Annotated in this window: 12 protein-coding genes; 2 read left to right on the top strand and 10 right to left on the bottom strand. The window is 63.0% G+C overall.

Annotated features, from left to right (window positions below):
- Positions 1 to 21: 21 nt before the first annotated feature.
- The 8 genes from AKL28_RS04155 to AKL28_RS04120 form a co-directional block, all read right to left on the bottom strand.
- On the bottom strand, positions 22 to 1,161 hold the full coding sequence (locus AKL28_RS04155; RefSeq protein WP_050466784.1) for a BMP family ABC transporter substrate-binding protein: 1,140 nt from the start codon (positions 1,159 to 1,161) through the stop codon (positions 22 to 24).
- Positions 1,162 to 1,211: 50 nt separating this feature from the next.
- Positions 1,212 to 2,132, bottom strand: a complete 921-nt coding sequence (locus tag AKL28_RS04150; RefSeq protein WP_050466783.1) for an ABC transporter permease — start codon at positions 2,130 to 2,132, stop codon at positions 1,212 to 1,214.
- 10 nt (positions 2,133 to 2,142) lie between these two features.
- The gene (locus AKL28_RS04145; protein ID WP_050466782.1) at positions 2,143 to 3,237 is read right to left on the bottom strand and encodes an ABC transporter permease; all 1,095 of its coding nucleotides are present in this window, start codon (positions 3,235 to 3,237) and stop codon (positions 2,143 to 2,145) included.
- Complete coding sequence (locus AKL28_RS04140) at positions 3,230 to 4,777, bottom strand: ABC transporter ATP-binding protein (RefSeq protein ID WP_050466781.1); 1,548 nt, start codon at positions 4,775 to 4,777, stop codon at positions 3,230 to 3,232. Before AKL28_RS04140 ends, AKL28_RS04145 begins: the two co-directional genes overlap by 8 nt.
- 153 nt (positions 4,778 to 4,930) lie before the next feature.
- On the bottom strand, positions 4,931 to 5,710 hold the full coding sequence (locus AKL28_RS04135; RefSeq protein ID WP_050466780.1) for an ABC transporter permease: 780 nt from the start codon (positions 5,708 to 5,710) through the stop codon (positions 4,931 to 4,933).
- 18 nt (positions 5,711 to 5,728) lie between these two features.
- Positions 5,729 to 6,514 carry an ABC transporter ATP-binding protein gene (locus AKL28_RS04130; RefSeq protein WP_050466779.1) on the bottom strand — a complete coding sequence of 262 codons (786 nt, stop codon included), beginning with the start codon at positions 6,512 to 6,514 and terminating at the stop codon, positions 5,729 to 5,731.
- Positions 6,515 to 6,550: 36 nt separating this feature from the next.
- The gene (locus AKL28_RS04125; protein WP_050466778.1) at positions 6,551 to 7,585 is read right to left on the bottom strand and encodes an ABC transporter substrate-binding protein; all 1,035 of its coding nucleotides are present in this window, start codon (positions 7,583 to 7,585) and stop codon (positions 6,551 to 6,553) included.
- Positions 7,586 to 7,885: 300 nt separating this feature from the next.
- A complete protein-coding gene (locus tag AKL28_RS04120; RefSeq protein WP_050466777.1) occupies positions 7,886 to 8,968 on the bottom strand; it encodes a porin in 1,083 nt (360 codons plus the stop codon).
- Here AKL28_RS04120 and AKL28_RS24330 point away from each other — a divergent pair.
- Both AKL28_RS24330 and AKL28_RS04115 read left to right on the top strand, forming a co-directional pair.
- On the top strand, positions 8,892 to 9,479 hold the full coding sequence (locus AKL28_RS24330; RefSeq protein ID WP_169801866.1) for a hypothetical protein: 588 nt from the start codon (positions 8,892 to 8,894) through the stop codon (positions 9,477 to 9,479). The genes AKL28_RS04120 and AKL28_RS24330 overlap by 77 nt on opposite strands.
- Positions 9,480 to 10,067: 588 nt before the next feature.
- A complete protein-coding gene (locus AKL28_RS04115) occupies positions 10,068 to 11,333 on the top strand; it encodes a urate hydroxylase PuuD (RefSeq protein ID WP_050466776.1) in 1,266 nt (421 codons plus the stop codon).
- Between the two features lie 452 nt (positions 11,334 to 11,785).
- Here the strand turns inward: AKL28_RS04115 and puuE are convergent, their stop codons facing one another.
- Together puuE and AKL28_RS04105 are read right to left on the bottom strand one after the other, a co-directional pair.
- Entirely contained in the window at positions 11,786 to 12,718 is a 933-nt protein-coding gene (gene puuE, locus AKL28_RS04110) for an allantoinase PuuE (RefSeq protein WP_050466775.1), read from the bottom strand.
- 82 nt (positions 12,719 to 12,800) lie between these two features.
- On the bottom strand, positions 12,801 to 13,550 hold the full coding sequence (locus AKL28_RS04105) for a GntR family transcriptional regulator (protein ID WP_050466806.1): 750 nt from the start codon (positions 13,548 to 13,550) through the stop codon (positions 12,801 to 12,803).
- Between the last annotated feature and the right edge of the window lie 268 nt (positions 13,551 to 13,818).

Below are 13,818 nucleotides of genomic sequence, written 5' to 3'. Positions count from 1 at the left end.
GGCGAGATCGTGAACAGGTTCTTAGCCCGGCACCTTGCCGTCCACGCCTTCGACGTAGAACTTGATGCCATGCAGGAAGCCGTCGTCAGCCACGGCGTCCTTGCCCAGCACTTCCTTGCCGGTGTTGTCCTTGATCGGACCCTTCCAGATCGGCGCGCTGCCGTCGATGATGCCCTTCTTGCGCTCTTCCACCAGCGCCTTCGCGTCGGCCGGCAGGTCAGGATTGTAGGCGGACAGGTCGATACCGTTTTCTTTCAGGCCGATCCAGCTGGTGCTGGTCTTCCAGGTGCCGTCCAGTACTGCCTGCACACGTGCGGTGTAGTACACGCCCCAGTTGATGACCGACGCTGCCAGGTGGGCCTTGGGGCCGAAGCTGGTCATGTCGCTATCCCAGCCGAAGGCGTACACGCCTTTTTCCTGCGCGGTCTGCACCACGGCGGCGGAGTCGGTGTTCTGCATCAGCACATCCACGCCCTGGCCGATCAGGGTGGTGGCGGCTTCACGTTCCTTGCCCGGGTCGAACCACTTGTTGACCCAGACCACGGCGGTGGTCGCCTTCGGGTTCACCGAACGCGCACCCAGCGTGAAGGAGTCGATATTGCGGACCACCTCGGGGATAGGTACCGAAGCCACCACGCCCAGCTTGCCGGACTTGGACATCTTGCCCGCCACCACGCCGGCCAGGTACGCGCCTTCATAGGTGCGCACGTCGTACTGCGCCAGGTTGTCGGCGGTCTTGAAACCGGTGGCGTGCTCGAACTTCACGTCCGGGAATTCCTTGGCGACCTTCAGCATCGCTTCCATGTAGCCGAAAGTGGTGCCGAAGATCAGCTTGTTGCCGTCGGTGGCCAACTGGCGGAATACGCGTTCGGCATCAGCGGCGGATTCGGGGATGTTCTCCACGAAGGTGGTCTTGACCTTGTCGCCGAACTTCTCTTCGACTGCCTTGCGGCCCTTGTCGTGGGCAAAGGTCCAGCCGGCGTCGCCGACCGGGCCGATATAGACGAACGCCACCTTCAGCGGATCGGCGGCGGGTGCAGCGGCGGCAGGGGCCGCAGCCGGGGCTGCCGGAGCGGCTTCTTCCTTCTTGCCGCAACCGATCAGGGTTGCCGCGGCCAGGGTGGCGAGCATCGCCAGCGAGGCTCTGCGCGAAATGATCATTGTGTTCTCCCTCAGGTTGGTTGAAATGCGTATTACGGACTACAAAAAATTCATGCGGAACCGGGACGGAACGGCTTGCCCAGTGAAGCCGGCATGTTCAGCCGGATCCAGTCCGGATTGCGCGAGATCAGCGCCAGCACCACGATGGTGGCGATATACGGCGCCATCGACAGGATCTGCGACGGCACCGTCACGCCCATGCCTTGTAAGTAGAACTGGGCGATGGTGACGCCGCCGAACAGGAGCGAACCGAGCAATACCCGTGCCGGGCGCCAGGTGGCGAAGGCGGTCAGCGCCAGCGCGATCCAGCCGCGCCCGGCCACCAGGCCTTCCACCCACATCGGCGTATAGACCAGCGACATGTAGGCCCCGGCCAGGCCGCAGCAACCGCCGCCGAACAACAGTGCCACGTAGCGGATGCCGCGCACCGAATAGCCCAGCGCATGCGCCGACTCGGGCGACTCGCCCACCGCGCGCAGCACCAGGCCGGCGCGCGTGCGGTACAGGAACCAGATGCTGGCCAGGCAAAGCGCGAAGGCCACGTAGCTCATCCAGTGCTGGTGGAATAGCGCCGGGCCGATGAAGGGAATGTCGCCCAGGAGCGGCACCGAATTGGCTTGCGCCGGCAGCGCCAGGCCGACGAAGCGCTGGCCGACGAAGGCCGACAGGCCGGCACCGAAGATGGACAGCGCCAGCCCCGTGGCCACCTGGTTGGTGGCCAGGCGCAGCGCCAGCCAGGCAAACAGCGTGGCCATCAGCATGCCGCACACGGCGCCCGCGATGAAACCGAGCAACGGGCTCCTGGTCGAGTAGCCGACCGCGAAGCCGGCAATGGCGGCCACCAGCATCATGCCTTCGGCGCCGAGGTTGAGCACGCCGGAGCGTTCATTGATCAGCAAGCCGATGGCAGCCAGCAGCAACGGCGTGCCGGCGTTGATCGAGGCTGCGATGAGAGGAGCGAGTTGTTCCATGTCCGTTCCCTTAAACTTTCTTCTTCCACGCCAATCGGTAATCGATCAAGGTATCGCAGGCCAGCAGCAGGAACAGCAGCATGCCCTGGAACACCCCGGTAATGGCCGAGGGCAGGCCCAGGCGCGACTGCGCCAGCTCGCCGCCGAGATACAGCAGCGACATGATCAGCCCGCCCAGGATGGCGCCGACCGGGTGCAGGCGGCCGATGAAGGCCACGATGATGGCGGCGAAGCCATAGCCCGGCGATACCGAGGGCAGCAACTGGCCGATCGGTCCGGCGATCTCGAAGGCGCCGGCCAGGCCCGCGAAGGCGCCGGAAATCAGCAGCGACACCCACAGCGCCGAACGCGCCGAGAAACCGGCATAGCGCGCCGCGTGCGGGGCCACCCCGCCCACCATCAGCGAAAAGCCGCGCAGGCTGCGCATCATGAACACCGCCATCAGTACCGCCGCCACGACAGCCACCACGAAGCCCACGTGCAGGCGCGTTCCGGCCACCAGCATGGGCAGCATGAACTCCTCCGAGAACACCTTGGATTGCGGGAAGTTCATGCCGTTGGGGTCCTTCAGCGGACCGTTCACGGCCCACATCAGCAACAGCTGCGCCACATAGGTCAGCATCAGCGACACCAGGATCTCGTTGGCATTGAACTTGTCGCGCAGGAAGGCGGTAATCGCCGCCCAGAAGGCGCCGCCCAGCACACCGGCCACGACCATCAGGATCAGGCCGGCGCCGCCGGAGATGCCGTGGCCCGGCACGTCCAGCCACACCAGCATGGCGCCCGAAGCCAGCGCGCCGACGGTGAACTGGCCTTCGGCGCCGATATTCCAGATGCTGGCGCGGAAGCACACCGCCAGCCCCAGCGCGCACAGGATCAGCGGAATGGATTTCAGCAGCAGCTCGCTGATGGCGCGCTTGCCGGAAAACGGATCGACCAGGAATACCTTGAGCCCGGCCAGCGGGTCCTTGCCCAAGGCCAGGAACAGCAGGGCGCCGAGCAGCAGCGTGAGCGCGATGGCGATCACTGGCGACCAGTAAGTCATCGCGCGCGAAGGCGCGCCGCGCAGTTCAAGCCGGAAGGGCAGCGACAGCAGCTTAGACATGGCCGGCCTCCCTGGCGGAAGCGGGTTCGTCCCACAGTCCGCTCATCCACACGCCAACCTGCTCGCGCGTAGCCTGCTCGATCGGGATCGAGGGGGAGAGCCGTCCCTTGGCGATCACATGCAGGCGGTCGCACAGCGCGAACAGTTCATCCAGTTCTTCCGAGATCACCAGCACCGCGCAGCCTTCCTGTTTCAGTTTCAATATTTCTCCGTGGATCTGGGCGGCCGCGCCCACGTCCACGCCCCAGGTCGGCTGGGCCACCACGAACACCGAGGGTTTGCGTTCCATTTCGCGGCCGACGATGAATTTTTGCAGGTTGCCGCCCGACAGGCTCTTGGCCGGCGCATCGGGGCCGGCCGCCTTGACCTTGAAGCGTTCGATGATGGAAGCGGCGGCGCGGCGGGTGAAGTTGAAGTCGATCATGCCGCGCTTCACATAAGGCGTCTTCTGGTGCGACAGCAGCATGTTGGCCGTCAGCGAGAGCGTTGGCACGGCGCCGCGGCCGAGGCGTTCTTCCGGCACCAGGCCCAGCCCCAGCGCGCGGCGCGGATTGGGCGAGAGATGGCCGGACGGGCTGCCGCCGAGGATGATCATGTTGGGCGCCGCCCGCTGGTCTTCGCCCGACAGCGCCGCCAGCAGTTCCTGCTGGCCATTGCCGGAGACGCCGGCGATGCCGACGATCTCGCCGGCGCGCACCTCGCATTCGATGTCCTTCAACTCGGTGGCGAACAGGTGGGCCTTGGGCAGCGACAGGCGGTTGAGATGCAGCTTGCGTTCGCTGCGTTGCGATTCCGGATTGCGCTCGCGCGTCAGGCGCACCAGCTCGTCGCCGATCATCATGCGCGAGAGGCTGGCGCTGCTTTCATTGCGCGGGTCGCAGTTGCCGGTCACGCGGCCGCCGCGCATCACGGTGGCGTTGTGGCACAGCGCGCGGATCTCGTCGAGCTTGTGGCTGATGTAGAGGATGCTGCAGCCCTCGTCGGCCAGGCGGCGCAAGGTGACGAAAAGCTTTTCCACCGCTTGCGGCGTGAGCACCGAGGTCGGCTCATCCAGGATCAGAAGCTGCGGATCGGTCAGCAGCGCGCGCACGATCTCCACGCGCTGGCGCTCGCCCACCGACAGCGTATGCACGTGGCGGTGCGGTTCCAGCTCCAGGCCGTATTTCTCGCCGGTCTGGGTGATGCGGGTGGCCAGTTCCTTGAGGTCGGTTTTCGCATCCAGGCCGAGCGCGATGTTTTCGGTGACGGTCAGCGTGTCGAACAGCGAGAAGTGCTGGAACACCATGGCGATGCCAAGTTTGCGCGCCACCTGCGGGTTGGCGATCTGCACTGCCTCGCCGTTCCAGCGGATTTCGCCGGCGTCGGGCTTGACCGCGCCGAAGATGATTTTCATCAGCGTCGACTTGCCGGCGCCGTTCTCGCCTAGCACGGCATGAATTTCTCCGGGTGCGACGGACAGGCTGACGTCGTCATTGGCCAGCACGCCCGGATAGGCTTTGCGTACATGGCTGATTTCTAGACGGAGTGGAGCTGCGCTCACGTGTTTTCCCTGTGGTTCGCTATGTTTCATTGTTGACGGCTGCCGCTCCCCTGAGCTTTGTACAGCGCTTTAACGAATTGCCAATACGCGCGTCATCATAGACAAATTGGCGGCAGCCGCAAACCGCTTTTGCACGGCCGCTCAACGTGTCGCTTATTTGCCGCGATGCGCCCAGGCCGTGGTGCGCCTTTCGATGATGGCGAACAACTCATACATCGCCATCGCCATGGCGCCGATCACTACCAGCCCGGCGAAGGCCAGCGGCATCTTCATCGAGGAACCGGCCGATACCAGCAGGTAGCCGATGCCTTCGTTGGAGGCGTTCATCTCGGACACGGTGGAACCGACGAACGCCAGTGTGATGGCGACCTTCAGCGAAGCGAAGAAATAGGGCATGGAGCGCGGCAGGCCGACTTTGAGCAGAATGTCCATGCGCCTGGCGCCCAGCACGCGCAGCACGTCTTCCAGCTCCGGCTCCAGCGTGGCCAGGCCGGTGGCGATGTTGACCATGATCGGGAAGAACGAGATCAGGAAGGCGGTCAGGATGGCCGGGCCGGCGCCGATGCCGAACCAGACCACCAGCACCGGCACGAAAGCGGCCTTGGGCAGGGCGTTGAAGGCGGTCATCAGCGGATAGGCGGCGGCATACATCATCGGCGAGGAACCGATGACGAAGCCCAGCGCCACGCCCACCGCCACGGCAATGGCGAAGCCCACCATGGTGACCCAGAAGGTCGAGAGCGCATGCTGGGTGATCGGGCCGGAGAATTCCACCATCGCCTGGATGATGGACATCGGGCTGGGGAAGATGAAGTCGGAAACCTGCCACACGCTGCAGATGAACTGCCAGACGCCGAGGATGGCCAGCAGCAGGATCCATGGCGCCAGCGTGGTGGCGGCTTTGTTGAGTTTGCCGGTGAACGGTTTTTTCATGTCGTGTTCTCCGCCGGGTCAGGTGTTGCGCACGTGGCCGATATGCTCGCGCAACTCGTGCACCAGGGCGTTGAAGCCGTCGGTATAGGTGGTTTCCAGCTCGCACGGGCGCGGCAGCGGATTCTCGCGGCGCACCACGATGCGGCCCGGGCGCTTGCTCATCACATAGATGGTGTCGGCCAGGAAGGCCGCTTCGCGCAAGTCGTGCGTGACCAGGATGACGTTGAATTTGCGCTCGGCCCACAGGTCGCGCAGCACGCACCACAGTTCCTCGCGGGTGAAGGCATCGAGCGCGCCGAAGGGCTCGTCCAGCAGCAGCATCTTCGGTTCGTGGATCAGCGCGCGGCAGATCGAGGCGCGCTGCTGCATGCCGCCCGACAGCTGCCAGGGGAACTTGTCGGCATAGCCGTCCAGGCCCACCGTCTTCAGCAGCTTCAGGGCGTGCTCGGCGTATTCGGCTTTCTTCTGCTTGAAGTCGCGGCGATACGGTTCGACGATTTCCAGCGGCAGCAGCACGTTCTCCAGCGTGGTGCGCCAGGGCAGCAGCGTGGGCGCCTGGAAGGCCATGCCGACGAACTTCAGGGGTCCGGTGACTGGCTGGCCGTCGATCACCACGCTGCCGCGGTTGGGCTGCTTCAGGCCCGTGGCCAGCTTCATGAAGGTGGACTTGCCGCAGCCGGAGGGGCCGACGATGGCGATGAATTCGCCCGCCCGGGTCTGCAGGTCGATGTCTTCGACCGCGAACTCGGCGGCGCCGTCATAGGCCAGGTAGACATGGCGGAAATCGACGAAGGTATCGCTCATGGTGATGGTTCTTTTCTACGCTTGCGCTTGTCCGGATTACTTCGGAAAAACGTCCAGCTCGGCCTTGGACGGCAGGAAAGCGCCGTTCCAGACCTTGTCTGCATTGACGCGGGTCTTGGTGCCGTAGGCATCCGACACCTGCGACGCCATCAGCGTCAGGCGCGGGCCGAACACCTGGCCATAGCCTTCCGCCTTGGCGTGCGGCGTGGCGATGGCGCTGGCAATGGCCAGCTTCAGGCGGCGCAGTTCCAGCTTCTCGTCGATCAGGCCGTCGCGCTCCTTGAGCACCTTGATGGCGGCTTCCGGATTGGCGATCACATCCCTGGTGGCCTTGGCGAAGGCGCGCAGGAAGGCCTTGATGGCTTCCGGCTTCTGCCTGACCATGGCGTCCGAGGCGATGATGGCGTTGCCGTACAGCTTGACGCCGTAGTCGGGGTACATCATCACGTTGACGTCGTCATCCTTGATGCCGCGCGCGTTCAGGTTCAGGAGCGAGGTGAAGTAAAAACCGGTGATGGCGTCCACGTCGCCGCGCGCCAGCATGGTTTCGCGCAGCGGCGGATCCATGCTGGTCCATTGCGCTTTGGCGGCATCCAGGCCGTTGGCCTTGGCGAAGATCGGATAGCCGCGGCGGCCGGCGTCGAACACCGGGGCGCCCAGCTTCTTGCCCGCCAGGTCGGCCGGCTTCCTGATGCCCGATTTCTTGAGCGAAAAGATCGCCGCCGGGGTGTCGTTGTAGACCATCATCACGCCGATCGGCTTGGACGGCGCATCGGGATTGTTGGCGGCGAACTCCATGAGCGCGGCCATGTCGGCGAAGCCCATGTCATACGTGCCGGAGGCAACGCGGTTGACCGCGTTGCCCGAGCCGTTGCCGGCGTCGATGGTGACGTCGAGTTTTTCCTGGGCGAAGTAACCCTTGGACTTGGCCACCAGGAACAGCGCGGATGGGCCTTCGAAGCGCCAGTCCAGCTGGAATTTGATCTTGGTCTCTTGCGCGAAAGAGGACGCCGCCGATACCAGGCCGAGCAGCAGTGCTGCAGAGCAGCCGAGGAAGCGGAGTGAACGCATGGGGAAATCTCCCGAAAAGCGATTGAAAGAAAAAAGAAGGTGGAAACCGCAATGCGCGCAACACCAAGAAGGAGATCGGCCGGGCAAAACAGAACGGCTCGCGACGCATTCCGGTAATACGGTTCCCACCGAAGTACAGGCTCAAGACCCGGCAAGCCGGCCAGAAGGAGTCGCCGGATTGCCGTACTGCGGCACTACGTTGTTGCCGGGCATGGCGCGCGGGAAGGAAGTCCGTCCGCCATGCCCCATTGAGCGCGCCCCGTCGCCGGGACGCAGTCAAGACTGCCCACGCATCGGCAATCAGAAGCGATGGCGGATGCCGACGCCGAAGGAGGCGGCGTTGCTCTGGGTCGAGATCTTGTCGTTCATGACGATCGCATACACATCGGTGCGCTTGGACAGGAAGTAGTCGTAGCCGACCGATGTGGTGTTGCGCGACACGTCGCCGCCGGCCAGCAGGTCGCCGGTGCGCTTGGTGCGGGCGAAACCGGCCAGGATCGAACCATTGCCCACCGGCGCCGACAGGCCGAGGCTGTAGACCTTGTCCTTGGCTTGCGGGTTGCCGTCGGTGGTGTCCTTGCTGGTCTGGAAGGTGCCGTACAGCTTGACCACCTTGAAGTCATAGGTGGCGCCGGCCATCCAGGTCTTCTGGCGGGTGATCGAAGCGAATGGCGCAGTGGCGTCGATGATGGGGCTGCCCGAATTCGGGTTGCTGACCTGGGCATCGAAGTACAGGCCGGTCAGGGCCAGGTCGCCGTTGAAGTACAGGGCGTTCACGCCGATGTTTTTCTTGCCGGTCTGGCCGGCGACTTCACCGAACTGGTAGTGCAGGTTGGCCTGCAGGCCGCCGAAGTTGGGCGTGGTGTAGATGATTTCATTGCTCCAGCCGCTGTCGGACGCGTTGGCCTGGGTCCAGGTGCGGTTGAGGAACGCACCCGATGGCGTGTAGACGTGCAGCACCAGCGGCGAGAAGGTGAAGGAGTCGCCGAACGGGTTGAACAAGATGGTCGGCAGGAAGCTCGGCGCCAGGTCGCGGCCCAGGCTGATGCGGCCGTAGCTGTCGGCCAGTGCGATGTTGGCATCGCGCGAGAACAGGTTGTCGCCCGCGAAACGTCCATAGGCGCCGGTGTCGGTCTGGAAGAACGAGGTCAGTTTGAATTCCGCCTTCAGGCCGCCGCCGAGGTCTTCGACGCCCTTGAAGCCGATCCACGAAGTGGTCATGCCGCCGGAGCCTACCGATGCCTTGCTGCCGGTGTCGCCGCTGTTCTTCATGCTGCCGACAAAGGCGTCGACCAGGCCGCTGACGGTGACGCTGGACTGCGCCATTGCGCTGCCAGCCATCAGACAGGATGCCAAAGCCAGTGCCAAACGAGTTTTCTTCATTACGCTCCCCTGTTTAAAAAAGATGCCGAACAACAGTGCCCGGCAAGTTCAGATCATTCCACCGCAGGTGAACGGCGTTACTGCTCTCCCGTTCCGTTCGTCGCTACGGATTCAGAACGGATGTTTAGCAGATATCGTGCCAATGCCATTTCGTTTGCTGGCGGGCTTTTCTGCTGTATTTCCGGATCAGGCCATGCGTTGGCATCATGTGTGCGGTCGAGGCCGGGGCATGCACTGCGGGACGAATGCAAGGACCCAGGGCCGGAGCGGGCTGGCGGGTAAATGCGGCCGCAGGATGGCGAGAGGCGGTGTACTTGCTCAAGTGCAGTTGCCGGGAGCGGCGGGGACTTGGCTATTTTTCCTCGACAATAGCGACTGTTGCAGGTTGCCAACGCAACGTCATTTTGTTGACAATGATTTTTTCTATTTGCAACAACTTGGTGCTTTGCATGCACTGAATTTGACGCTTTGCACTAAAACCGGAGAAGCGACGACGGCACGCGAAAATTGAGGTCATGCCGAAAAGCCGCGCCAATACTGGTTGTTACAGGATTGCCGTGAGGAGTTGCGGTTTTATTCTGTGGAAAAATATTGTCGACAGTATTTCCGATGATTGTGGCGAATCGTGATGCGGAGGCCACCTCATCTGGATCATCGGGGCGACAATGGCGCATTATTCGTCATGGACACGGAGCGGCCTGCCTGTCGGCGATCCGGCGGGGCGCTTGCCGGATATCGTTTTCGTAGCCCGGCACCATTTATGCTAGGGCCTGTTAACAATGAATTTGCGAGTGCGAGCGGCCAGCAAGCGTTGTCTGCCTAGGCGTGGCGACGCGTCGTAGCGGTGCTACGGCAAGGAGATGCAACAACGGCAGGCGACGCTTGCTGGCCGCTCCCGGAGGGTTGCTCCCAGAAGGCGCGCTGGCCGCGTTGCCCGGTAAGGCTGGTGGCCCACCACCAGCCTTACCGGGCGCCTTGCCACCCCGCCTTCTGGGAGCAACGCATCTCGCAAATTCATTGTTAACAGGCCCTAGAACCGACAATATCCACCGGCCTTGCATGGCGGGCCGCATAACAACCTTGGGAAACTGATCCGAACATGGAAGCCTATATTTTCGACTGGCTCAACCTGCTGCTGCGCTGGCTGCACGTCATCACGGCGATTGCCTGGATAGGCTCCTCCTTCTATTTCGTTTGGCTCGACAACAGCCTGGTCAAGCCCACCGATCCGGAGCTGCTGGAAAAGGGCGTGGGGGGCGAGCTGTGGGCGGTGCATGGCGGCGGTTTCTACAATCCGCAGAAGTACCTGCTGGCGCCCAAGGCGGTTCCCGAGCATCTGCACTGGTTCTATTGGGAGTCGTACAGCACCTGGCTGTCCGGCTTCGCGCTGTTCTCGCTGCTGTACCTGTTCAATGCCAACGTCTTCCTGGTCGACAAGAACGTGTTCGACATGTCAGGCTCCATGGCCGGCGGCACGGCGATCGCTTTCCTGGTCTTCAACTGGCTGATCTACGACGCCATCTGCAGCACCATCGGCGACCGTCCCAATGGCGACCGCCTGGTCAATATCCTGGTTGGGCTGCAGGTGATCGTTTCGGTCTGGGCTGCTTGCCACCTGTTCTCGGGCCGCGCCGCTTTCCTGATCAGCGGCGCTTCGATGGCGACCATCATGAGCGCCAACGTGCTGGTGTGGATCATTCCCGGGCAGCGCAAGATGGTAGCGGCCATGCGTGCCGGCCAGGAACCCGATCCGATCCACGGCAGGCGCGGCAAGCAGCGCAGCGTGCACAACACCTACTTCACGTTGCCGGTGCTGTTCGCCATGCTGTCCAACCACTACAGCATGACTTACGGTGCGCCGCATAACTGGCTGGTGCTGCTGATGATCATGGCGGCCGGTGCGCTGATCAGGCAGTTCTTCGTGCTGCGCCACAAGGGTGTCTATAACTGGTGGTATCCCGGTGTGGCGGTGGCTTTGTTGCTGGCGGTGGCCATCGGCCTGAGTCCGATGATGCGCAGCAAGCCGATGCCGGCGGCCTTGCATCATCAGGAGGAGGCGAAGCCGGCTGTGGCCGATGGCGCCAAGGTGGAGCCTGCGTCTGCGGGCGGGGTGAGTTTCGCCCAGGTGCAGCAGGTGATCCAGGCGCGCTGCATCCAGTGCCATGCGGAGAAGCCTACGCTGATGCCGGTGCCGGGTAAGGGGATTCTGCTCGATAGCCGTGAGCATATCGCTGAGCATGCGCAGCAGATTTATCAGCAGGCGTATGTGGCCAAGGCCATGCCTTTGGGGAATATGACCAATATCACTGATGAGGAACGGGCGTTGATCGGGAAGTGGTTTGAGGCGGGGGCTGCGACTAATTGAGAGTTGGTAGTCTGGTCTTGCTGCGTTTTGGTGTACTGGCTTGATGCTTTTCTTTCTCCGGTCGGAGGGGAGCGCCGGGGGCGGCCCGGCAGCCGCTCACTTTTCTTGTCTCGCCAAGAAAAGTAAGCAAAAGAAGGCGACCGCTACTGCCCAGCCCCTTCGGGGTTCCCGCAGAGGAGACGAAAAAAATGGGCAAGGCAGAGTCGCTACGCTCCGACTGCCTTGCTGATCCATTTTTTTCGTCTCCTCTGCGGCTGGTCAGAAGCGGACTTTGTGTCCGGCTCGCCTTCGGCATCGCTTTGCTTGCTTCTCGCCTGCGGCTTCGATGCAGTGTGTCACTACCTCCGTCGTCCTGACGAAGTCAGGACCCAGTGTCGTTCGTCACGAATCGCTGAGCATATTCGACCAAAGAAAAACGCCGGCATCTGCCGGCGTTTTCATCTCTGCGTGAATCAACGTGCCTGATACGGATGCACCTTCTTCCAATGCTCGGCAATATCAATACGACGGCAAATCCACACTCGTTCATGCGACTGCACGTAGTCGAGGAACCGCTGCAGCGCGCGGAAGCGGCCGGGGCGGCCGAGCAGGCGGCAGTGCATGCCGATCGACAGCATCTTGGGCGAGGCCTCGCCTTCTTCGTACAGGACATCGAAGCTGTCCTTCAGGTACTGGTAGAAATGCTCGCTGGTGTTGAAGCCTTGCGGCGTGGCAAAGCGCATGTCATTCGAGTCCAGCGCGTACGGCACCACCAGGTGCGGTTGCGTGTTGCCGTCGCTGGTCTGGACCTGGGTCCAGAAAGGCAGGTCATCGCCGTAGTAGTCGGAGTCGTAGGCGAAGCCGCCGTGTTCGACCACCAACTGGCGGGTGTTGGGCGAGTCGCGGCCGGTGTACCAGCCCAGCGGGGGGGCGCCGGTCAGTTCGCGGAAGATCTTCACGGCCTCTTGCATATGGGCGCGTTCGGTCTCGATGTCCATGCTCTGGTAATGGATCCAACGCAGGCCGTGGCAGGCGATCTCGTGGCCGAGTTCGATGAAGGCTTGCGTCACATCCGGGCAGCGCTGCAATGCCATGGCGACGCCGAATACCGTCAGCGGCAAGCCGCGCTTTTCGAACTCGCGCAGGATGCGCCATACGCCTGCGCGTGAGCCGTATTCGTAGATCGATTCCATCGACATGTGGCGCGCCGGATAGGCGGCGGCGCCGACGATTTCGGAGAGGAACTGTTCGGAGGCAGGGTCGCCGTGCAGCACGCAGTTCTCGCCGCCTTCTTCGTAATTCAGTACGAACTGCAGGGCCACGCGCGCCTGGCCGGGCCATTGCGCATGCGGCGGGTTGCGGCCGTAGCCGGCCAGGTCGCGGGGGTAGTTTGCTTGCAAAGACATGTCGTTCAATCAGGTTGCGGTAATAATCGCGCGGCCTGGCGCACAGGGGCTGGCATGCCCCGCGCCCGGACGCAGGGGAAATCTACAGTCCCTTGCCGAGCACGGCGCGCAGGTCGAACTGGTCGTCTGCGTCGGGGCGTACCCGGTCCTCGCACAAGTGCAGGTGATGTGCCATATGTTCCTGGGCGGCTTCGACATCGCCGCTTTCCAGCGCCTCCAGTACGGTTTCGTGTTCATCGAAGGAGCAGGCGTTGTGGCCCGGCGCTTCGGTCTTGGCAATCATCAGCGTGGTGCGTGAAACCAGTTTGCGCAGCGTGTCCACCAGCAGCGCATTGCCGGTCAGTTCGGCCAGCGCCAGGTGGAACTGCGCCGACAGGCGGATCCAGCGCGGCCGGTCGCCGGAGAGGTAAGACTCGCGCTCTTCCTCCACCATGCGCCGCAGACCGGCGATCTGGCGGGTGCCGGCTTCGCGGCCGACTTTTTCCAGCACGGCGTGTTCGAGGATATTGCGCAGCTCGAACATGTCGCGTACCTCGGCATGCGAAGGGCTGGCGATGAAGGCGCCGCGGTTGGCCTCAAGGTCCACCATGCCTTCGGTCGCCAGGCGCGAGAGCACCTTGCGGACGGTGTGGCGCGCCGTATCGTAGATCTGGCAGAGCGTCTGCTCGGTCAGCTTGGTGCGCGGCGGCAGGCGGTGCTCCATGATGGCGTCGTAGATGTCCTGGTACATGCGTTCCTCGACTGCCATCGAACTGTCGCGCTCGCGTGCGGCGGCCGCCGCGCGGCTGGCAGTGGGAGAGGATGGTCGGGCCGGTTTGCTGGCTTTGTTCATGATGCCCATGCTGTCAATGTGAAGTCCATCTGTGTGGATGCCGTGGCCGGTATCCGCCCGTATTATCGATCAACAATGCTGTTGGTGATCGTCGACAATCAATGGCAGCGATTTGTAACAAAATAGGGCTATTCTGCACCAAAAAGAACGCCGTGCGCTTCGATTTGGATCGTGTTTCAGCCCATTTTTGATGCTGCAACGCCGTGCAGAGCCGGTTCTTGCCTCCATGCGGTGTGGCAGGTTGCGCTGCACAGGATTGTCGCCAATT

The organism is Herbaspirillum chlorophenolicum (assembly GCF_001189955.1).
Classification (GTDB): domain Bacteria; phylum Pseudomonadota; class Gammaproteobacteria; order Burkholderiales; family Burkholderiaceae_D; genus Herbaspirillum; species Herbaspirillum chlorophenolicum.
This window is presented reverse-complemented; position numbering and strand designations above follow the sequence as displayed.

Coding starts and splice junctions, on each gene's coding strand:
- AKL28_RS04105 (WP_050466806.1), bottom strand. CDS start 13,550: ATGAACAAAGCCAGCAAACCGGCCCGACCATCCTCTCCCACTGCCAGC.
- AKL28_RS04135 (WP_050466780.1), bottom strand. CDS start 5,710: ATGAAAAAACCGTTCACCGGCAAACTCAACAAAGCCGCCACCACGCTG.
- AKL28_RS04150 (WP_050466783.1), bottom strand. CDS start 2,132: ATGGAACAACTCGCTCCTCTCATCGCAGCCTCGATCAACGCCGGCACG.
- puuE (WP_050466775.1), bottom strand. CDS start 12,718: ATGTCTTTGCAAGCAAACTACCCCCGCGACCTGGCCGGCTACGGCCGC.
- AKL28_RS04130 (WP_050466779.1), bottom strand. CDS start 6,514: ATGAGCGATACCTTCGTCGATTTCCGCCATGTCTACCTGGCCTATGAC.
- AKL28_RS04155 (WP_050466784.1), bottom strand. CDS start 1,161: ATGATCATTTCGCGCAGAGCCTCGCTGGCGATGCTCGCCACCCTGGCC.
- AKL28_RS04125 (WP_050466778.1), bottom strand. CDS start 7,585: ATGCGTTCACTCCGCTTCCTCGGCTGCTCTGCAGCACTGCTGCTCGGC.
- AKL28_RS04120 (WP_050466777.1), bottom strand. CDS start 8,968: ATGAAGAAAACTCGTTTGGCACTGGCTTTGGCATCCTGTCTGATGGCT.
- AKL28_RS04115 (WP_050466776.1), top strand. CDS start 10,068: ATGGAAGCCTATATTTTCGACTGGCTCAACCTGCTGCTGCGCTGGCTG.
- AKL28_RS04145 (WP_050466782.1), bottom strand. CDS start 3,237: ATGTCTAAGCTGCTGTCGCTGCCCTTCCGGCTTGAACTGCGCGGCGCG.